The organism is Salinimicrobium sp. TH3 (genome assembly GCF_026676115.1).
Classification (GTDB): Bacteria; Bacteroidota; Bacteroidia; order Flavobacteriales; family Flavobacteriaceae; genus Salinimicrobium.
In genome coordinates, this window is record NZ_JAPONB010000002.1 from 90422 (window position 1) to 104498 (window position 14077).

Annotated in this window: 14 protein-coding genes; 8 read left to right on the top strand and 6 right to left on the bottom strand. The window is 40.1% G+C overall.

The features are described from left to right. Position 1: 1 nt before the first annotated feature. Both OU683_RS03580 and OU683_RS03585 read right to left on the bottom strand, forming a co-directional pair. Positions 2-1342 (bottom strand): dihydroorotase, encoded by a 1341-nt coding sequence (locus OU683_RS03580; RefSeq protein WP_268135233.1) that lies wholly within the window; start codon positions 1340-1342, stop codon positions 2-4. Beyond that, the gene (locus OU683_RS03585; protein ID WP_268135235.1) at positions 1342-2073 is read right to left on the bottom strand and encodes a polyprenol monophosphomannose synthase; all 732 of its coding nucleotides are present in this window, start codon (positions 2071-2073) and stop codon (positions 1342-1344) included. The genes OU683_RS03580 and OU683_RS03585 overlap by 1 nt, the downstream gene beginning before the upstream one ends. Before the next feature lie 100 nt (positions 2074-2173). Here OU683_RS03585 and OU683_RS03590 point away from each other — a divergent pair, with 100 nt between their 5' ends. After that, on the top strand, positions 2174-2842 hold the full coding sequence (locus OU683_RS03590) for a DUF4271 domain-containing protein (RefSeq protein ID WP_268135237.1): 669 nt from the start codon (positions 2174-2176) through the stop codon (positions 2840-2842). 11 nt (positions 2843-2853) lie between these two features. Next, positions 2854-3606, top strand: a complete 753-nt coding sequence (locus OU683_RS03595) for a uroporphyrinogen-III synthase (RefSeq protein WP_268135239.1) — start codon at positions 2854-2856, stop codon at positions 3604-3606. Between the two features lie 71 nt (positions 3607-3677). On the opposite strand, the gene pckA is transcribed toward OU683_RS03595, so the two are convergent. Continuing rightward, positions 3678-5276 carry a phosphoenolpyruvate carboxykinase (ATP) gene (gene pckA / locus OU683_RS03600; RefSeq protein WP_268135241.1) on the bottom strand — a complete coding sequence of 533 codons (1599 nt, stop codon included), beginning with the start codon at positions 5274-5276 and terminating at the stop codon, positions 3678-3680. Between the two features lie 78 nt (positions 5277-5354). Further along, positions 5355-5744, bottom strand: coding sequence for a DUF423 domain-containing protein (locus OU683_RS03605; protein ID WP_268135243.1), 390 nt, complete (start codon positions 5742-5744; stop codon positions 5355-5357). Positions 5745-5822: 78 nt separating this feature from the next. Here OU683_RS03605 and OU683_RS03610 point away from each other — a divergent pair, with 78 nt between their 5' ends. From OU683_RS03610 to OU683_RS03620, 3 genes are all read left to right on the top strand, one after another. After that, positions 5823-7196, top strand: a complete 1374-nt coding sequence (locus OU683_RS03610) for a saccharopine dehydrogenase family protein (RefSeq protein WP_268135245.1) — start codon at positions 5823-5825, stop codon at positions 7194-7196. 99 nt (positions 7197-7295) lie between these two features. Beyond that, positions 7296-7607, top strand: a complete 312-nt coding sequence (locus tag OU683_RS03615) for a hypothetical protein (protein ID WP_268135247.1) — start codon at positions 7296-7298, stop codon at positions 7605-7607. Between the two features lie 86 nt (positions 7608-7693). Next, positions 7694-8206 carry a ferritin gene (locus OU683_RS03620; protein ID WP_268135249.1) on the top strand — a complete coding sequence of 171 codons (513 nt, stop codon included), beginning with the start codon at positions 7694-7696 and terminating at the stop codon, positions 8204-8206. Positions 8207-8275: 69 nt separating this feature from the next. Here OU683_RS03620 and OU683_RS03625 read toward each other — a convergent pair whose 3' ends face one another. Both OU683_RS03625 and leuS read right to left on the bottom strand, forming a co-directional pair. Then, entirely contained in the window at positions 8276-8968 is a 693-nt protein-coding gene (locus OU683_RS03625; protein WP_228915949.1) for a zinc metallopeptidase, read from the bottom strand. A 116-nt stretch (positions 8969-9084) separates the two neighbouring features. After that, the gene (gene leuS / locus OU683_RS03630) at positions 9085-11901 is read right to left on the bottom strand and encodes a leucine--tRNA ligase (RefSeq protein ID WP_268135254.1); all 2817 of its coding nucleotides are present in this window, start codon (positions 11899-11901) and stop codon (positions 9085-9087) included. Between the two features lie 151 nt (positions 11902-12052). On the opposite strand from leuS, the gene OU683_RS03635 reads away from it, so the two are divergent. The 3 genes from OU683_RS03635 to OU683_RS03645 all read left to right on the top strand — a co-directional run bounded on the left by OU683_RS03635 (position 12053) and on the right by OU683_RS03645 (position 14077). After that, positions 12053-12931 (top strand): cell division protein FtsX, encoded by an 879-nt coding sequence (locus OU683_RS03635; protein WP_268136135.1) that lies wholly within the window; start codon positions 12053-12055, stop codon positions 12929-12931. Between the two features lie 88 nt (positions 12932-13019). Beyond that, the gene (locus tag OU683_RS03640) at positions 13020-13274 is read left to right on the top strand and encodes a DUF3098 domain-containing protein (RefSeq protein ID WP_228915945.1); all 255 of its coding nucleotides are present in this window, start codon (positions 13020-13022) and stop codon (positions 13272-13274) included. A 2-nt stretch (positions 13275-13276) separates the two neighbouring features. Next, positions 13277-14077: an undecaprenyl-diphosphate phosphatase gene (locus OU683_RS03645; RefSeq protein ID WP_268135256.1), complete on the top strand. Its 801-nt coding sequence runs from the start codon at positions 13277-13279 to the stop codon at positions 14075-14077.

Here is a 14077-nt window from a genome sequence, read left to right on the forward strand (position 1 = left end):
GTTAACGATCAAATTTTAATCTTTCGGCCTTTACAAAAGGAGTAAAATTAAAGTTTTTGTAAACGAGATTTCCATTGACAAAAGTATGGGTAACCCTGGATTTAAAGGTGGTTCCTTCAAATGGAGACCAGCCACATTTATAGAGCGTATTCCCCGGCTGCACTGCCCATGGAGCATTAAGGTCCACCAGCACAAGATCTGCCTTGTATCCTTCTCTGATAAATCCGCGTTTCTCGATGTCAAAAAGAATAGCCGGATTGTGGCACATTTTCTCAACAATTTTTTCCAGGGAAATTTTTCCCTGGTGATGCATTTGTAACATAGCCGGCAATGCATGTTGTACCAAAGGACCTCCGCTGGGAGCCTTGGTATATACATTCTTCTTTTCCTCCCGGGTGTGCGGCGCATGATCTGTTGCGATCACATCTATTTTATCTTCAATAAGTGCTTTTAAAAGTGCCTCCTGGTCCTTCTCGGTCTTAACAGCTGGATTCCACTTAATAAAAGTGCCTTTTGTTTTATAATCTGAATCATTGAACCAAAGGTGATGCACGCAAACCTCGGCGGTGATCATTTTCTCCTTTAGCGGTTTTTTACTATCAAATAATTTAAGCTCTTTTGCCGTAGAAAGATGAAAAACATGTAACCGGGCCCCAGTTTTTTTTGCCAAAGCAACAGCTCTCGATGAGGATAGGAAACATGCTTCTTCACTTCGAATTTTGGGGTGCATCTCAATGGGAATATCATCCCCGTATTGTTCTTTATACTCCTGTAAATTGTTTTGGATTGTTTTCTCATCCTCACAATGAGCGGCGATCAATACCGGAGATTCCTTAAAGATCATCTCCAACACTTTTTCATCATCTACCAGCATATTTCCCGTAGAGGATCCCAAAAATAACTTAAGAGCAGGAACTGTTTTTGGATCTATTTTCTTGATCTCTTCAAGATTATCATTAGTTCCTCCAAACATAAAAGCATAGTTGGCATATGATACATGCTCTGCCAGTTTATACTTTTCTTCTAATAAGTCTATTGTTGTAGTTTGGGGATTGGTATTTGGCATTTCTATAAAAGAAGTAATACCACCCGCTACAGCCGCTTTAGAACCGGTCTCAATTGTTTCTTTGTGGGTAAGGCCGGGTTCCCTAAAGTGTACCTGATCATCTATTACTCCGGGCAGCAGGTAATTTCCTTCGGCATCTACAATATTTAAATTGGGAGATTTGGCACTTATACTAGATGCAATCTCAGTGATAATTCCATCTTCGATAAACACATCCCCTTCAAAGATAGAACCTTCATTGACAATCTTTGCATTCTTAATTAATACCTTCTTCATTATATTGTCATCTTATTAAACAGACTATTTACTTTCATTTTTACAACTCCAAACACAGCCTCCCAAATAATTGAACCACTCATTTTGGAGGTTCCCCGGGTTCTGTCGGTGAAAATAACCGGTACTTCCACAATTCGGAATTTAGCCAGGTAAGCCTTAAATTTCATTTCTATTTGAAAAGCATATCCCACAAATTTTATTTTATCCAGGTGTATCCTCTCCAGCACTTCTCTTTTATAGCATACAAATCCTGCGGTGGTGTCTTCCACAGGCATAGCCGTAATTAATCGAACGTATTTAGATGCCAGCCATGACAGCAACACCCTGCTCATTGGCCAGTTAACAACATTTACGCCGGTTTTATATCTTGAACCAACTGCAACATGAGCTCCTCCCCTCCTGCAGGCGTTAAACAACCGTATAAGATCATTGGGGTTGTGGGAAAAATCAGCATCCATTTGGAAGATGTATGTGTATTCCCTTTCAAGAACCCATTTAAAACCTTTAATGTAAGCAGTACCCAGGCCAGACTTCCCCTCTCTTTCAATTAGAAATAACCGATCCTTAAATGAGGGCTCAAGAGATCTTACAATCCCGGCAGTCCCATCGGGAGAATTATCGTCCACCACCAATATGTGAAAACTCCGTTGAAGAGAAAAGACATTTTTAATGATCTTTTCAATATTTTCTTTTTCGTTGTAGGTGGGTATTATAACAATCCCATCTGGCATAGAATTCATTTGGGCAAATGTAACTATTTTTAAAGTTTAGGATGAAGTTTCAAACCTCTTTTAATCGTATAAATCCTACCTTTGTAGAAAAGAATTTTTATTGGAAGCTATAGAAAGACATGCGGTTTCATTAGACTGGATTACCCTGTTGCTGGTTCTGGTTTTAGGCCTGCTGGTTATTGCCAAATATGCTTTTAATCAGCGCTTTGCACATTTTATCATGCTTTTCGCCACAGATAAGTACCTTCTTCTTAAAGGAAAGGACCCCAACCTCTTTCATCCCTTTAATGTGCTCCTGTTTGCAGTCAATGTGGTTTCTGTGGGGCTTTTTATTTTTATATTCTACATAACTTTTACAGAAGGGTACCCAGATAGACCGCTGGTAGTATTTCTAAGAATAATCACCGCATATACCACTTTTGTTCTGCTTAAATTTTCTCTTGAAAAAATTCTGGCAGATGTTATTTCGGTCAATAACAAAATGAACTATTATCTTTTTTATAAATTAAGTTACCGAAACTTTACAGCCCTGGTACTGCTCCCGCTAAGCATTTTCTTTTTATACAGTTGGGAACCAACCAAGCTGGTGCTTTACATAACGCTGGGCCTCATTTTAACTTTGAATTTGATCACTCTGCTGAGTGTTTTCACCAAAAACCGACAGTATATTTCAAGCAATTGGTTTTATTTTATTTTGTATCTTTGCGCTCTCGAAATTGGTCCTTATTATATTTTATATAAGCTGGTTACCAAGTTCCAGGGTCAATAAAAAAAATGTATATGAAAGTGAAAACAATTTTGGTTTCTCAACCAGAACCGAAGGTTGAAAATTCTCCTTATTTTGATCTTGAAGAAAAGCAGAAAGTAAAAATAGATTTTATTCCGTTTATCCATGTTGAAGGGGTTTCTTCAAAGGATGTAAGACAACAAAAGGTTGACCTTTCTAATTACACCGCTATTATTCTCACCAGCCGTAACTCTGTGGATCATTTCTTTAGAATAGCTGAAGAAATGAGATTTAAGGTACCCGATACCCTTAAATACTTTTGCCAAAGTGAGGCAGTAGCCTATTACCTACAGAAGTATGTGGTTTACCGCAAGCGGAAAATTTACGTGGGGAAAAGAACTTTTGCTGAACTATCCCCGCTTATTAAAAAGTATAAGAACGAAAAGTTCCTTTTACCATCTTCAGATATGCTGAAGCCTGATGTGCCAAAGACCCTAAACAAACTTGGTGTAGATTGGAAAAAAGCCGTTTTCTATAAAACCGTAGTTAGTGATCTCTCGCATTTAAGAGAGGTTTTTTACGACATCCTGGTTTTCTTTAGTCCTAGCGGAATTAAATCTCTCTTCGAGAACTTCCCGGATTTTAAACAAAACAATACGAAAATTGCTGTTTTTGGAAATACAACTGTTAAGGCAGCTAAAGATCACGGGCTGGTAGTAAACATACAGGCTCCCACCCCCGAAACACCTTCAATGACTATGGCTCTTGAGAAATATATCAAGGAACAAAATAAGAAGGCTCATTAGAACCTTTAGATTATATAAGAAATAAAAAAACCGGCAAATTGCCGGTTTTTTTATTTCTTATAAGTTCCTTTTTAAACTTTGGGAGCACCTGAAAGTATCTCTTCATTAGCCTGTTTTTCGAATTTTTCGAAATTCTGCTGAAAAGAAATGGCAAGCTGATTTGCTTTTTTATCATAGGCTTCTTTGTCTTTCCACGTGTTACGGGGATTTAATACCTCAGAAGGTACATTTTGACATTCCACCGGCATTTGTAGTCCAAAAACAGGATGCTCTACAAATTCTACATTTTCCAGTTTACCTTCAAGCGCAGAGGAGATCATTTCCCTGGTATAGCGTAATTTCATCCTGGAACCTACCCCAAAAGGCCCGCCTGTCCAGCCTGTATTAACAAGCCAAACGTTTACGTTATTTTCCTTCATTTTTGCACTTAACATCTCGGCATATTTGGTAGGGTGCAATGGCATGAAAGGAGCTCCAAAACAGGCAGAAAAACTTGGAATAGGCTCATCAACCCCCGCCTCTGTTCCGGCTACTTTAGCAGTATATCCACTTATAAAATGATATGCGGCCTGTCCAGGGGTCAACTTACTTATAGGAGGCAATACCCCAAAAGCATCTGCTGTAAGGAAGAAAATATTCTTTGGATTTTCTCCAATAGACGGCTCCTGAATATTGTCAATGTGGTGTATTGGATAACTTACTCTGGTATTTTGAGTCACATCTGTATTTTCAAAATCTACGTCTCCATTCTCATCCAGCACTACGTTTTCCAGGATTGCACCCGGCTTAATAGCTCTAAAAATATCGGGTTCATTTTCTTCAGTAAGGTTAATGACTTTTGCATAACATCCCCCTTCAAAATTGAACACGCGGTTTTCTTTAGTCCAGCCGTGCTCATCATCTCCTATCAGTTTTCTCTCTGGATCTGCAGAAAGTGTAGTTTTCCCTGTTCCAGAAAGACCAAAGAAAATAGCAGTATCTCCTTCCTCACCTACATTGGCTGAACAATGCATTGGTAAAGTATTCTTATCTACAGGAAGAATAAAGTTAAGGGCAGAGAAAATTCCTTTTTTTATCTCACCCGTATATCCTGTCCCTCCAATAAGGGCAATTTTTTTTGTAAAGTTTAAAATCGCAAAGTTATGTTGCCTCGTGCCATCAACCTCGGGATCGGCCATAAATCCGGGAGCGTTGATTACAAGCCAGTCTTCCTTGAAATTTTCAAGCTCACTTTCCTCTGGCCTAAGAAACATGTTGTATGCGAAGAGATTGGACCATGGATATTCATTAACAACCCGAATATTAAGCCTGTAGTCATCATCTGAACAGGCATAGGAATCTCTGGTGAACACTTCCTTTCCTGAAAGATATTTGGTCACTTTATCATAAAGTGCATCAAATTTTTCAGGATCAAAAGGGATATTAATATTTCCCCACCAAACTTTATCTTTGGTGATATCATCTTCCACAATAAAACGGTCTTTAGGAGACCTCCCGGTAAATTCGCCGGTATTCACAGCCAGAGCTCCCGAAGAAGCTTCTACTCCCTGTCCTTTTTCAATTGTGATCTCATGTAGCTCCTTTGGAGAGAGTTGGTAATGAACTTCAGCATTGCTAATACCATATTGCTCCAGCGCAATCGTTTTCGTAATTCGTTTTTTAGCCAACATAAAAAGTTTAGTTGAGTGTTTTGTTTAGGTCAACAAAAGTAGAAAAACTTGGAAACAAACAGCAGGAGCTATTTTCTTTTATTTCTTTTTTAACTTAAAAAAGCTAATTAGTAACACTATCCATGCGAATATCATCAATAATCCTCCTAAGGGTGTTATGAGGGCAATCACCGAAAAGTTAAATGAAGTTAGGCTATTAGTGGCCAGAAGGTAGATTGAACCCGAAAAAAAGAAAACGCCAAAAAGTGTTAAATAGAAGCAAATTCTTTTAACTTTTTCAGAAGCAACAGGCAAACCTCCTAAAAAAAGCAGGAAGAGAGCATGATACATTTGATATCTCACACCCGTTTCAAAGGTTTGCATTTTTTCAATCGACAGGATAGGCTTTAGACCATGAGCCGCAAAAGCCCCAAGTATTATTGCTATTATACCAAAAATTGCACCCCAGATCAACAAACTCTTATTCATACTGTATTTTTAAAGACGCCCCCAATTAATTACATTCGTAGTCCAAACAAACAACTAACAAAGCCAAAGTTAAGCCTTATGCGCAAAATTCTTATTATTGGTGCAGGTAAATCTACCTCTGTACTTATTGAATACCTACTAAAAAAATCGGAAACCGAAAATCTCGAAATAACTATTGGAGACCTTGCTGTGGAAAATGCCCGAAAGCTGGCAGGAAATCATCCCAGAGCAAAGGCCACAGAACTTGATATTTTCAAGAAAGAGGAAAGAGAAAAGGCAGTAAAGAATGCTGATATCGTCATTTCCATGCTCCCTGCAAGATTCCATATCGAGGTGGCAAAGGATTGCCTGAGTTTTGGAAAGAACATGGTCACTGCCTCATATATAAGCGAGGAGATGGAGCAGCTGGACAATGCTGTTAAAGAGAAGGGACTGGTTTTTATGAACGAAATAGGAGTGGATCCCGGTATTGACCATATGAGTGCAATGCAGGTAATTGACAGGATTAGAGAACAGGGAGGAAAAATGCTGCTCTTTGAATCCTTTACCGGAGGACTGGTAGCTCCCGAAAGCGATACAAACCTTTGGAACTATAAATTTACGTGGAATCCTCGAAATGTCGTAGTGGCAGGCCAGGGAGGAGTGGCGAAATTTCTACAGGAAGGAAAATTCAAATACATCCCATACAACCGGCTATTTAGAAGAACCGAGTTCATCCAGGTACAGGACTATGGAAGATTCGAAGTTTACGCTAATCGCAACTCCTTAAAATATAAAGATATCTATGGACTTGAAGATATTTTAACGCTCTATCGTGGTACAATTAGAAGGGTAGGCTTCAGCCGGGCCTGGAATATGTTTGTACAGCTGGGAATGACAGATGACGGTTATACCATGGAAAATTCAGCAGACATGAGCTACAGGGATTTTGTGAATTCCTTTCTCCCCTATTCTCCAACAGATTCTGTAGAATTAAAATTCCGCCATAACCTTAAGATCGACCAGGATGATATCATGTGGGACAAACTTCTAGAGCTGGACATTTTTAATCCAGATAAGAAAGTGGGTCTTAAAAATGCTACCCCGGCAGAGATCCTTCAGAAGATATTGATGGAAAAATGGTCCCTTTCTCCAGAGGACAAAGATATGATCGTCATGTACCACAAGTTTGGTTATGAGATCAATGGCGAAAAGAAGCAGATAGATTCAACTATGGTAAACATTGGGCAGGACCAAACTCTTACAGCCATGGCCCGCACGGTAGGATTACCTGTTGCCATAGCAGCATTAAAGATCCTTAATGGCACGATTTCCACTCCCGGAGTACAACTCCCTATCACCAAGGAAGTGTATGATCCTATTTTGAAGGAGCTTGCACAAAACGGAATTGTTTTTAAGGAAGAAGAAAAAGAATATCTAGGCTATAACCCTTTTGGAGAGGTAGGGAATTGATACTTAGCAGTTTTTGAGATGATCTTGATCAGCTTTCACCCGTTTTTAGGTTATTTTTATTTGGAACAAATATAGATAAGGTGTAGTTTTGTCTTTAGAATGAACCTGCTGTACAAATCATATTATTTCGCCTCCTATCAATGTGACCAAAGCCGCAGCTTTTGCATTGACTTTGGTCACAAACAGGTAAAGCTGAGTTTTTGCCAGTTGCTTGCCATAAGGCAAAAAGTACTGGCCATTGATGTTTCATCTCACTTCGATAAGGACCTAAACTATAGCGGGATCGAGATCCTCACCCTTTGCAACCGGGAGCATCTTTTCGTTTTTGACACTCTCCAGATCATTGATCTTCAACGACTTTTACGTGCTACCTTTGGAGTCCTGGAAATCAATTCTCTCGTAACCTACTAGTTATATCTATTTAAATTAAATATAAATTTTCTCCCTGTTTGAGAGGTGTTCTTTCTTTTACGTATTTTTAGAAAAAGAATATATTTATGAAAGACATAGTAAGACAAAAAATAGGAATAAATGTAGACGTAATGGACCTGCTCAATGAGCAGATCGCTAAAGAGGCACATTCCTCTTCGGTCTACCTGGCCATGGCTTCCTGGTGTGATCACAACGGTTTGATGTACAGCGCTGAGTTCTTGTATAAACAAGCAGCAGAAGAGCGGGAGCATATGCTTAAGATCTTCAAGTTCATTAATGAAAACGGCGGAACTGCTTACTCTCCCGAAGTAAACAATATTACCCATGAATATAATTCACTTCAGGATATTTTTGAAACTGCATTAGACCAGGAGATCGAGGTTACAAAATCCATCCACAAGATCGTTACCAGATGCCGGAAAGTACAGGATTATGGATCCGAAAATTTCCTCCAATGGTTTATTACCGAACAAATGGAAGAAGAGAACAAATTCCGCAGGATCCTTGAAATGTTCGATTTAATGGGTACAGACGGGATAGCCCTTAAGCTCATTGACGAACGCATCAAAAACGAATAGCTCATACAGGGTTTTTATACTAAAAAAGGACGCCAGTGGCGTCCTTTTTTGTTGTTTTATGTTTTGTATTTAATCTCTTCCCAAATAGATACTCACAAAGTATAACAAGGTTGCAAGGGAACCAATAGCAGCAACCACGTAAGTACGGGCAGCCCACTTAAGAGAATCCTCAGCCGCTTTGTGCTCCTGAGAATTCAACATATTGCCTGTCTCAAGCCACACCAAAGCCCTTTTACTAGCGTCATATTCTACCGGAAGGGTTATAAAACTGAATAGAGTACCCATTGCATACATAATTATACCAACCAGAAGTACTGTTTGGCCTATCCCCACAGATACCATTGTCATTAAAATCAAACCACCAAAGATCGCCCACTGCGAAAATTTAGAAGCTACGCTTACCACCGGCACAAGTTGACTTCTCATCTGTAACCAGCTATAGGCATTGGCGTGCTGTATTGCATGCCCACACTCATGTGCTGCAACCGCTGCCGCAGCAGCATTGCGCTGAGTATAAACTGCTTCACTCAAGTTCACTGTCTTTTTTGAGGGATTATAATGATCTGTCAACTGTCCTGGAGTAGAGATCACTTTCACATCATTAATTCCATTATCCCGAAGCATTTTTTCAGCGATCTCCCGGCCACTCATGCCATTTTGAAGATGCACTTTTGAGTAATGCTTAAATTTACTCTTCAATTTATTGCTAACATAAAGACTCACTAAAAAGATAAGTCCTGCAATGATATAATATCCCATCATAGTTTTAAAGGTTGTTTTATTGAAAGTCTAATAACAAAAATTCGGCCAAATTACATTTTTTCTCAGAGCTGCAGTTTTGTCCTATTCCGCTGCTGCTGCGGCTTTAGTAAAAATCTTTAGCCAACAATATTTACGATCTTGCCCGGCACCACAATTACCTTTTTAGGTTCCCTGCCATTCAATTGCTGCTGAGTCTTTTCGTGGGCCAAAACCGTCTTCTCGATCTCCTCCTTACTCAAATCCAAAGGTAGTTCAAGAGTAAAACGCATTTTCCCGTTAAAGGAAACAGGATATTCTTTTGAGCTTTCGACCAGGTACTTCTCTTCATATTCGGGATAGCTGGCAGTTGTAACCGAGGTGTCATGTCCAAGTTTCTGCCATAGCTCTTCGGCAATATGTGGCGCATAAGGCGCAATAAGTACCGCAAGCGGTTCAAGAACCTCTCTAAAATGGCATTTTTGAGCCGCCAATTCATTAACACAGATCATAAATGTACTTACGGAAGTATTAAAGCTGAAGTTTTCAATATCTTCTGTCACCTTTTTGATCGTCTTATGAAGTGTTTTAAGAGAATCGGCTGATGCTTTCTCATCACTTAGCCTGAAGTTGTTGTCCTCGTCATGGTAAAGCTTCCATAGTTTTTTCAGGAAATTGTGCACTCCGGTGATTCCGGCAGTGTTCCATGGCTTGGCCTGTTCAAGTGGCCCAAGGAACATCTCGTACATCCTTAAAGTATCTGCCCCGTAATCTTCACAAATGTCATCTGGATTAACAACATTGTATTTGGATTTGGACATCTTTTCAACCTCGCGGCCCACTAAATATTTTCCATCTTCGGTAATGAATTCAGCTTCGGCAAATTCTGGTCGCCATTTTTTAAATGCCTCGATATCCAGTTCATCTGAAGAATTAACCATAGAAACATCGGCATGTATTGGCTGTACATTATGGGCTTCAGAAAGGCTTTTTGAGACAAACTTGTTTTCCCCTTCCAGTCTGTAAACAAATGCACTTGTTCCCAGGATCATTCCTTGGTTGATCAATTTCTTAAAAGGTTCTTCCACAGTAAGGAAACCACGATCCTTCAAAAATTTGGTCCAGAATCTTGAATACAATAGGTGTCCTGTTGCGTGTTCGCTACCGCCTATGTACAAATCCACATTTTCCCAATATTGCTGCGCTTCTTGAGAAACAAACCGCTCCTCATTGTGAGGATCCATGTACCGGAATAAATACCAGGAGCTTCCTGCCCAACCCGGCATCGTATTAAGTTCAAGGGGGAATATTGTCTTGTGATCGATCCTGGCATTCTCAACTACTTCATTTTTTTCTGTATCCCATGCCCAGGTTGTTGCATTTCCTAATGGTGGTTCCCCGGTTTCTGTAGGTAGATATTTTTCTACCTCGGGAAGACGAAGCGGTAAATGCTCTTTTTCGATCATCTGGGGAAGACCGTCCACGTAATACACCGGGAATGGCTCCCCCCAATATCTTTGTCTGCTAAAAACAGCATCTCTTAATCTATAATTGGTCCTGCCTTTCCCCTGCCCAATCTTCTCCAGCTCTAAAATGGCTTTTTGAAGGGCGGCTTTATATTCCAGCCCGTCAAGGAATTCTGAATTCGCAATTACAGTTCCTTCCTTGCCAGAATAGGCTTCCTGGGATATATCTACATTTTCAAATATATTTCTGATTGGCAGATCAAAGTGTTTTGCAAACTCATAATCCCTCTGGTCTCCACAAGGTACTGCCATTACGGCGCCAGTACCATATCCCGCCAAAACATAATCTCCTATCCATATTGGCACCGGTTCTTTGGTAAAAGGATGTTCGGCATAAGCTCCGGTAAAAACACCACTTATGGTTTTTACATCGGCCATTCTTTCGCGCTCACTGCGCCTGGTTGTTGCTTCAATGTAAGCCTCGACCTGTTCTTTATGTTCAGAAGTTGTGATCTTCTGCACCAACTCATGCTCGGGTGCAAGAGTCATAAAGGTAACTCCGTAGATCGTATCAGGTCTTGTGGTGAACACGGGAACCTTGAACTTTGAACCTTGAACTTTGAACTCAACGAGTGCTCCCACAGATTTTCCAATCCAGTTACGCTGACTCTCCTTCAAACTTTCTGTCCAGTCGATATCCTTTAATCCCTGTAGAAGTCTTTCGGAATAAGCCGAAATCCTCATGCTCCACTGGGTCATTTTTTTCCTTAATACGGGGTATCCACCTCTTTCAGAAACACCATTTACAATTTCATCATTGGCCAGTACTGTTCCCAGTTGCGGGCACCAGTTTACTTCAGTTTCGGCCAGGTAAGTGAGGCGGTATTTGAGCAGAATCCTTTGTTTTTCTTCAGAAGAAAAGCTTTTCCATTGTGATACAGAGAACTGCTCCACACCGTCATCACAGGCTGCATTTACGCCGCTGTTCCCTTCCGAAGCAAAGATCTCCTCCAATTGTGAAATTGGTCTTGCTTTTTCGGTATCATGATCATACCAGGAATCGAAAAGCTGAATAAAGATCCATTGCGTCCACCTGTAATAATCGGGTTCACTGGTTCGCACTTCCCGGCTCCAGTCAAAAGAAAATCCTATCTGGTCGAGTTGTTCACGATAGCGGTTGATATTAGCCTCGGTTGTCACCGCAGGATGTTGCCCTGTCTGGATTGCATACTGCTCGGCCGGAAGACCAAAACTGTCGTATCCCTGCGGGTGCAGCACATTAAATCCTTTATGCCTCTTATAGCGTGCGTAGATATCACTGGCAATATAACCCAGCGGGTGCCCAACGTGCAGCCCTGCTCCCGATGGATATGGGAACATATCGAGCACGTAATATTTTGGTTTACCGGAATTGTTCTTAGCTTTAAAAGTTTGGTTTTTCGCCCAATACTTCTGCCATTTCTTTTCTATTTGATTGAAGTTGTACCTCATTATAATGATTCAGCGTCACGTTATTACAGCTCCCCGAAACCTTCAGGGAAGCGCAAAAATACGGTTAATGTACGAAAGTGAAAAGTTTGGACGTTTTAAAGAAAGGGATCGATTTACTTTCTTATTTTTACACAAATTTACGCAGCCGCCCATGAGCTCATCTTTTGAAAAGTATCAAAAAAGACGTCTTATTTCCTCTTATTTTTCAGTTGTGATCAGTATTGCACTGGTCCTCTTTTTACTTGGCTTACTGGGACTTTTGGTGCTCAACACCAAAAAAATAGCTGATCATTTTAAAGAGCAGATCGCCCTGACCATTTATCTCAAGGATACAGCCAAGGAAGTAGAGATCACACAGCTCAACAAAAGTTTGGCTTTAGCCGAATATACCAAATCCACTACCTATGTGACCAAAGAAGAAGCTGCCGAGGCCCACAGCAAGGAAATTGGAGAGGATTTCATGGAATTCCTGGGTTACAATCCCCTGCAAAATTCCATTGATGTATATTTTAAGGCAGATTATATAAGCTCGGGTGAGATTGATACTATAGCACAGGAATTGACTGCGAAAAATTTTGTAGATGAAGTTGTCTATGATAAACCGCTCATTTCCCTGCTTAATGAGAATGTTACTAAAATAAGTTTTTGGATACTGGCCATAAGCGCGATATTTACATTTATAGCAGTGCTGTTGATCAATAGCTCAATAAGGCTTTCGGTATATTCCAAAAGATTTATAATTAAGACCATGCAAATGGTAGGGGCTACAAAAAGGTTCATTAGGAAACCTTTTATCCTTAAAAGTGTAAAACTTGGAATGATAGGAGCTTTTATTGCTTTAATTGGAATGGCTATCGTACTTTATTATATGAACAAAAGCTTCCCCGAGCTGGAACTTTTAAATGATGTCTCCCTTTTGGCTGCTCTTTTCATTGGAGTTTTTCTCATGGGGATAATAATTACATGGTTAAGCACCTTTTTTGCCACGCAACGTTTCCTCAACCTAAAGACGGACGAATTGTATTATTAATTAGGTAAATTAAAAATGTTATTTTTGACTCCTGTTAAAAAACATCCTAAGTCCATGGCTGGAAAAGTGGCTAAAAATTAAAGAACCAATGAAGAAGAGTAATAAGCCTTTACACAAGCAGGATCTCAATTTTGTTTTTGAAAAGAAGAACTACATTGTAATGGGTATTGGTTTAGCTGTTATTGCCCTTGGATTTATTCTTATGGCCGGCGGTGGAAGCGATGACCCCAATGTGTTTAATCCCGAGATCTACAATTTTAGAAGAATACGTCTTGCACCTGCATTAGTACTTATTGGTTTTGCCATTGAAGTTTACGCCATACTTCTCAACCCCCGAAAATAAGAATGGAAATTATCGATGCCGTGTTCCTTGGAATTATCCAGGGACTTACTGAATTTTTACCTGTTTCTTCCAGCGGTCACCTGGAAATTGGAAAAGCCCTTCTTGGTGACAACAGTATCCCAGAGGAATCTCTTATGATTACCGTGGTATTGCACTTTGCAACAGCTTTAAGTACCATTGTGGTTTTTAGAAAAGATGTCGCAGAAATCTTTCGCGGCCTGTTTTCTTTCCAATGGAATGATGAAACCAAATTTTCGGTAAAGATCATTTTTTCCATGATCCCTGCAGTCATTATAGGCTTAATGTTTGAAGAAGAACTCGAATCCCTTTTTGGGGGTGATCTAACTTTTGTGGGCTTTATGCTTTTAATCACATCCCTGTTGTTATGGCTGGCCGATCGCGCAAAAAACACCGGTAAACCTGTAAGTTATATGGATAGTGTGGTAATTGGAGTGGCGCAGGCCATAGCAATTTTGCCTGGTATTTCCAGAAGTGGAGCTACCATTTCAACATCTGTTTTACTTGGAAACGACAAGGGAAAAGCAGCCCGTTTTTCATTCCTAATGGTAGTGCCACTAATTTTAGGAAAAATCGCCAAGGATCTTTTAAGTGGAGACCTCACCGATACCACTATTGATCCCATGCCTCTCCTGGCAGGATTTATTGCCGCTTTCATCGCGGGCTATGCGGCCTGTAAATGGATGATTGCCCTCGTACGCAAGAGCAAATTATCTTATTTTGCCGTTTACTGCTTTATCGTAGGAGCAATAGCGATCACTTATGAATATTATTTTGCAGCATAA

Excerpts from the sequence above, each read along its gene's own strand:
- OU683_RS03580 (WP_268135233.1), bottom strand. The coding sequence starts at position 1,342 with ATGAAGAAGGTATTAATTAAGAATGCAAAGATTGTCAATGAAGGTTCT.
- OU683_RS03585 (WP_268135235.1), bottom strand. The coding sequence starts at position 2,073 with ATGCCAGATGGGATTGTTATAATACCCACCTACAACGAAAAAGAAAAT.
- OU683_RS03595 (WP_268135239.1), top strand. The coding sequence starts at position 2,854 with ATGAAAGTGAAAACAATTTTGGTTTCTCAACCAGAACCGAAGGTTGAA.
- pckA (WP_268135241.1), bottom strand. The coding sequence starts at position 5,276 with ATGTTGGCTAAAAAACGAATTACGAAAACGATTGCGCTGGAGCAATAT.
- OU683_RS03605 (WP_268135243.1), bottom strand. The coding sequence starts at position 5,744 with ATGAATAAGAGTTTGTTGATCTGGGGTGCAATTTTTGGTATAATAGCA.
- OU683_RS03610 (WP_268135245.1), top strand. The coding sequence starts at position 5,823 with ATGCGCAAAATTCTTATTATTGGTGCAGGTAAATCTACCTCTGTACTT.
- OU683_RS03615 (WP_268135247.1), top strand. The coding sequence starts at position 7,296 with ATGAACCTGCTGTACAAATCATATTATTTCGCCTCCTATCAATGTGAC.
- OU683_RS03620 (WP_268135249.1), top strand. The coding sequence starts at position 7,694 with ATGAAAGACATAGTAAGACAAAAAATAGGAATAAATGTAGACGTAATG.
- OU683_RS03625 (WP_228915949.1), bottom strand. The coding sequence starts at position 8,968 with ATGATGGGATATTATATCATTGCAGGACTTATCTTTTTAGTGAGTCTT.
- leuS (WP_268135254.1), bottom strand. The coding sequence starts at position 11,901 with ATGAGGTACAACTTCAATCAAATAGAAAAGAAATGGCAGAAGTATTGG.
- OU683_RS03635 (WP_268136135.1), top strand. The coding sequence starts at position 12,053 with ATGAGCTCATCTTTTGAAAAGTATCAAAAAAGACGTCTTATTTCCTCT.
- OU683_RS03640 (WP_228915945.1), top strand. The coding sequence starts at position 13,020 with ATGAAGAAGAGTAATAAGCCTTTACACAAGCAGGATCTCAATTTTGTT.
- OU683_RS03645 (WP_268135256.1), top strand. The coding sequence starts at position 13,277 with ATGGAAATTATCGATGCCGTGTTCCTTGGAATTATCCAGGGACTTACT.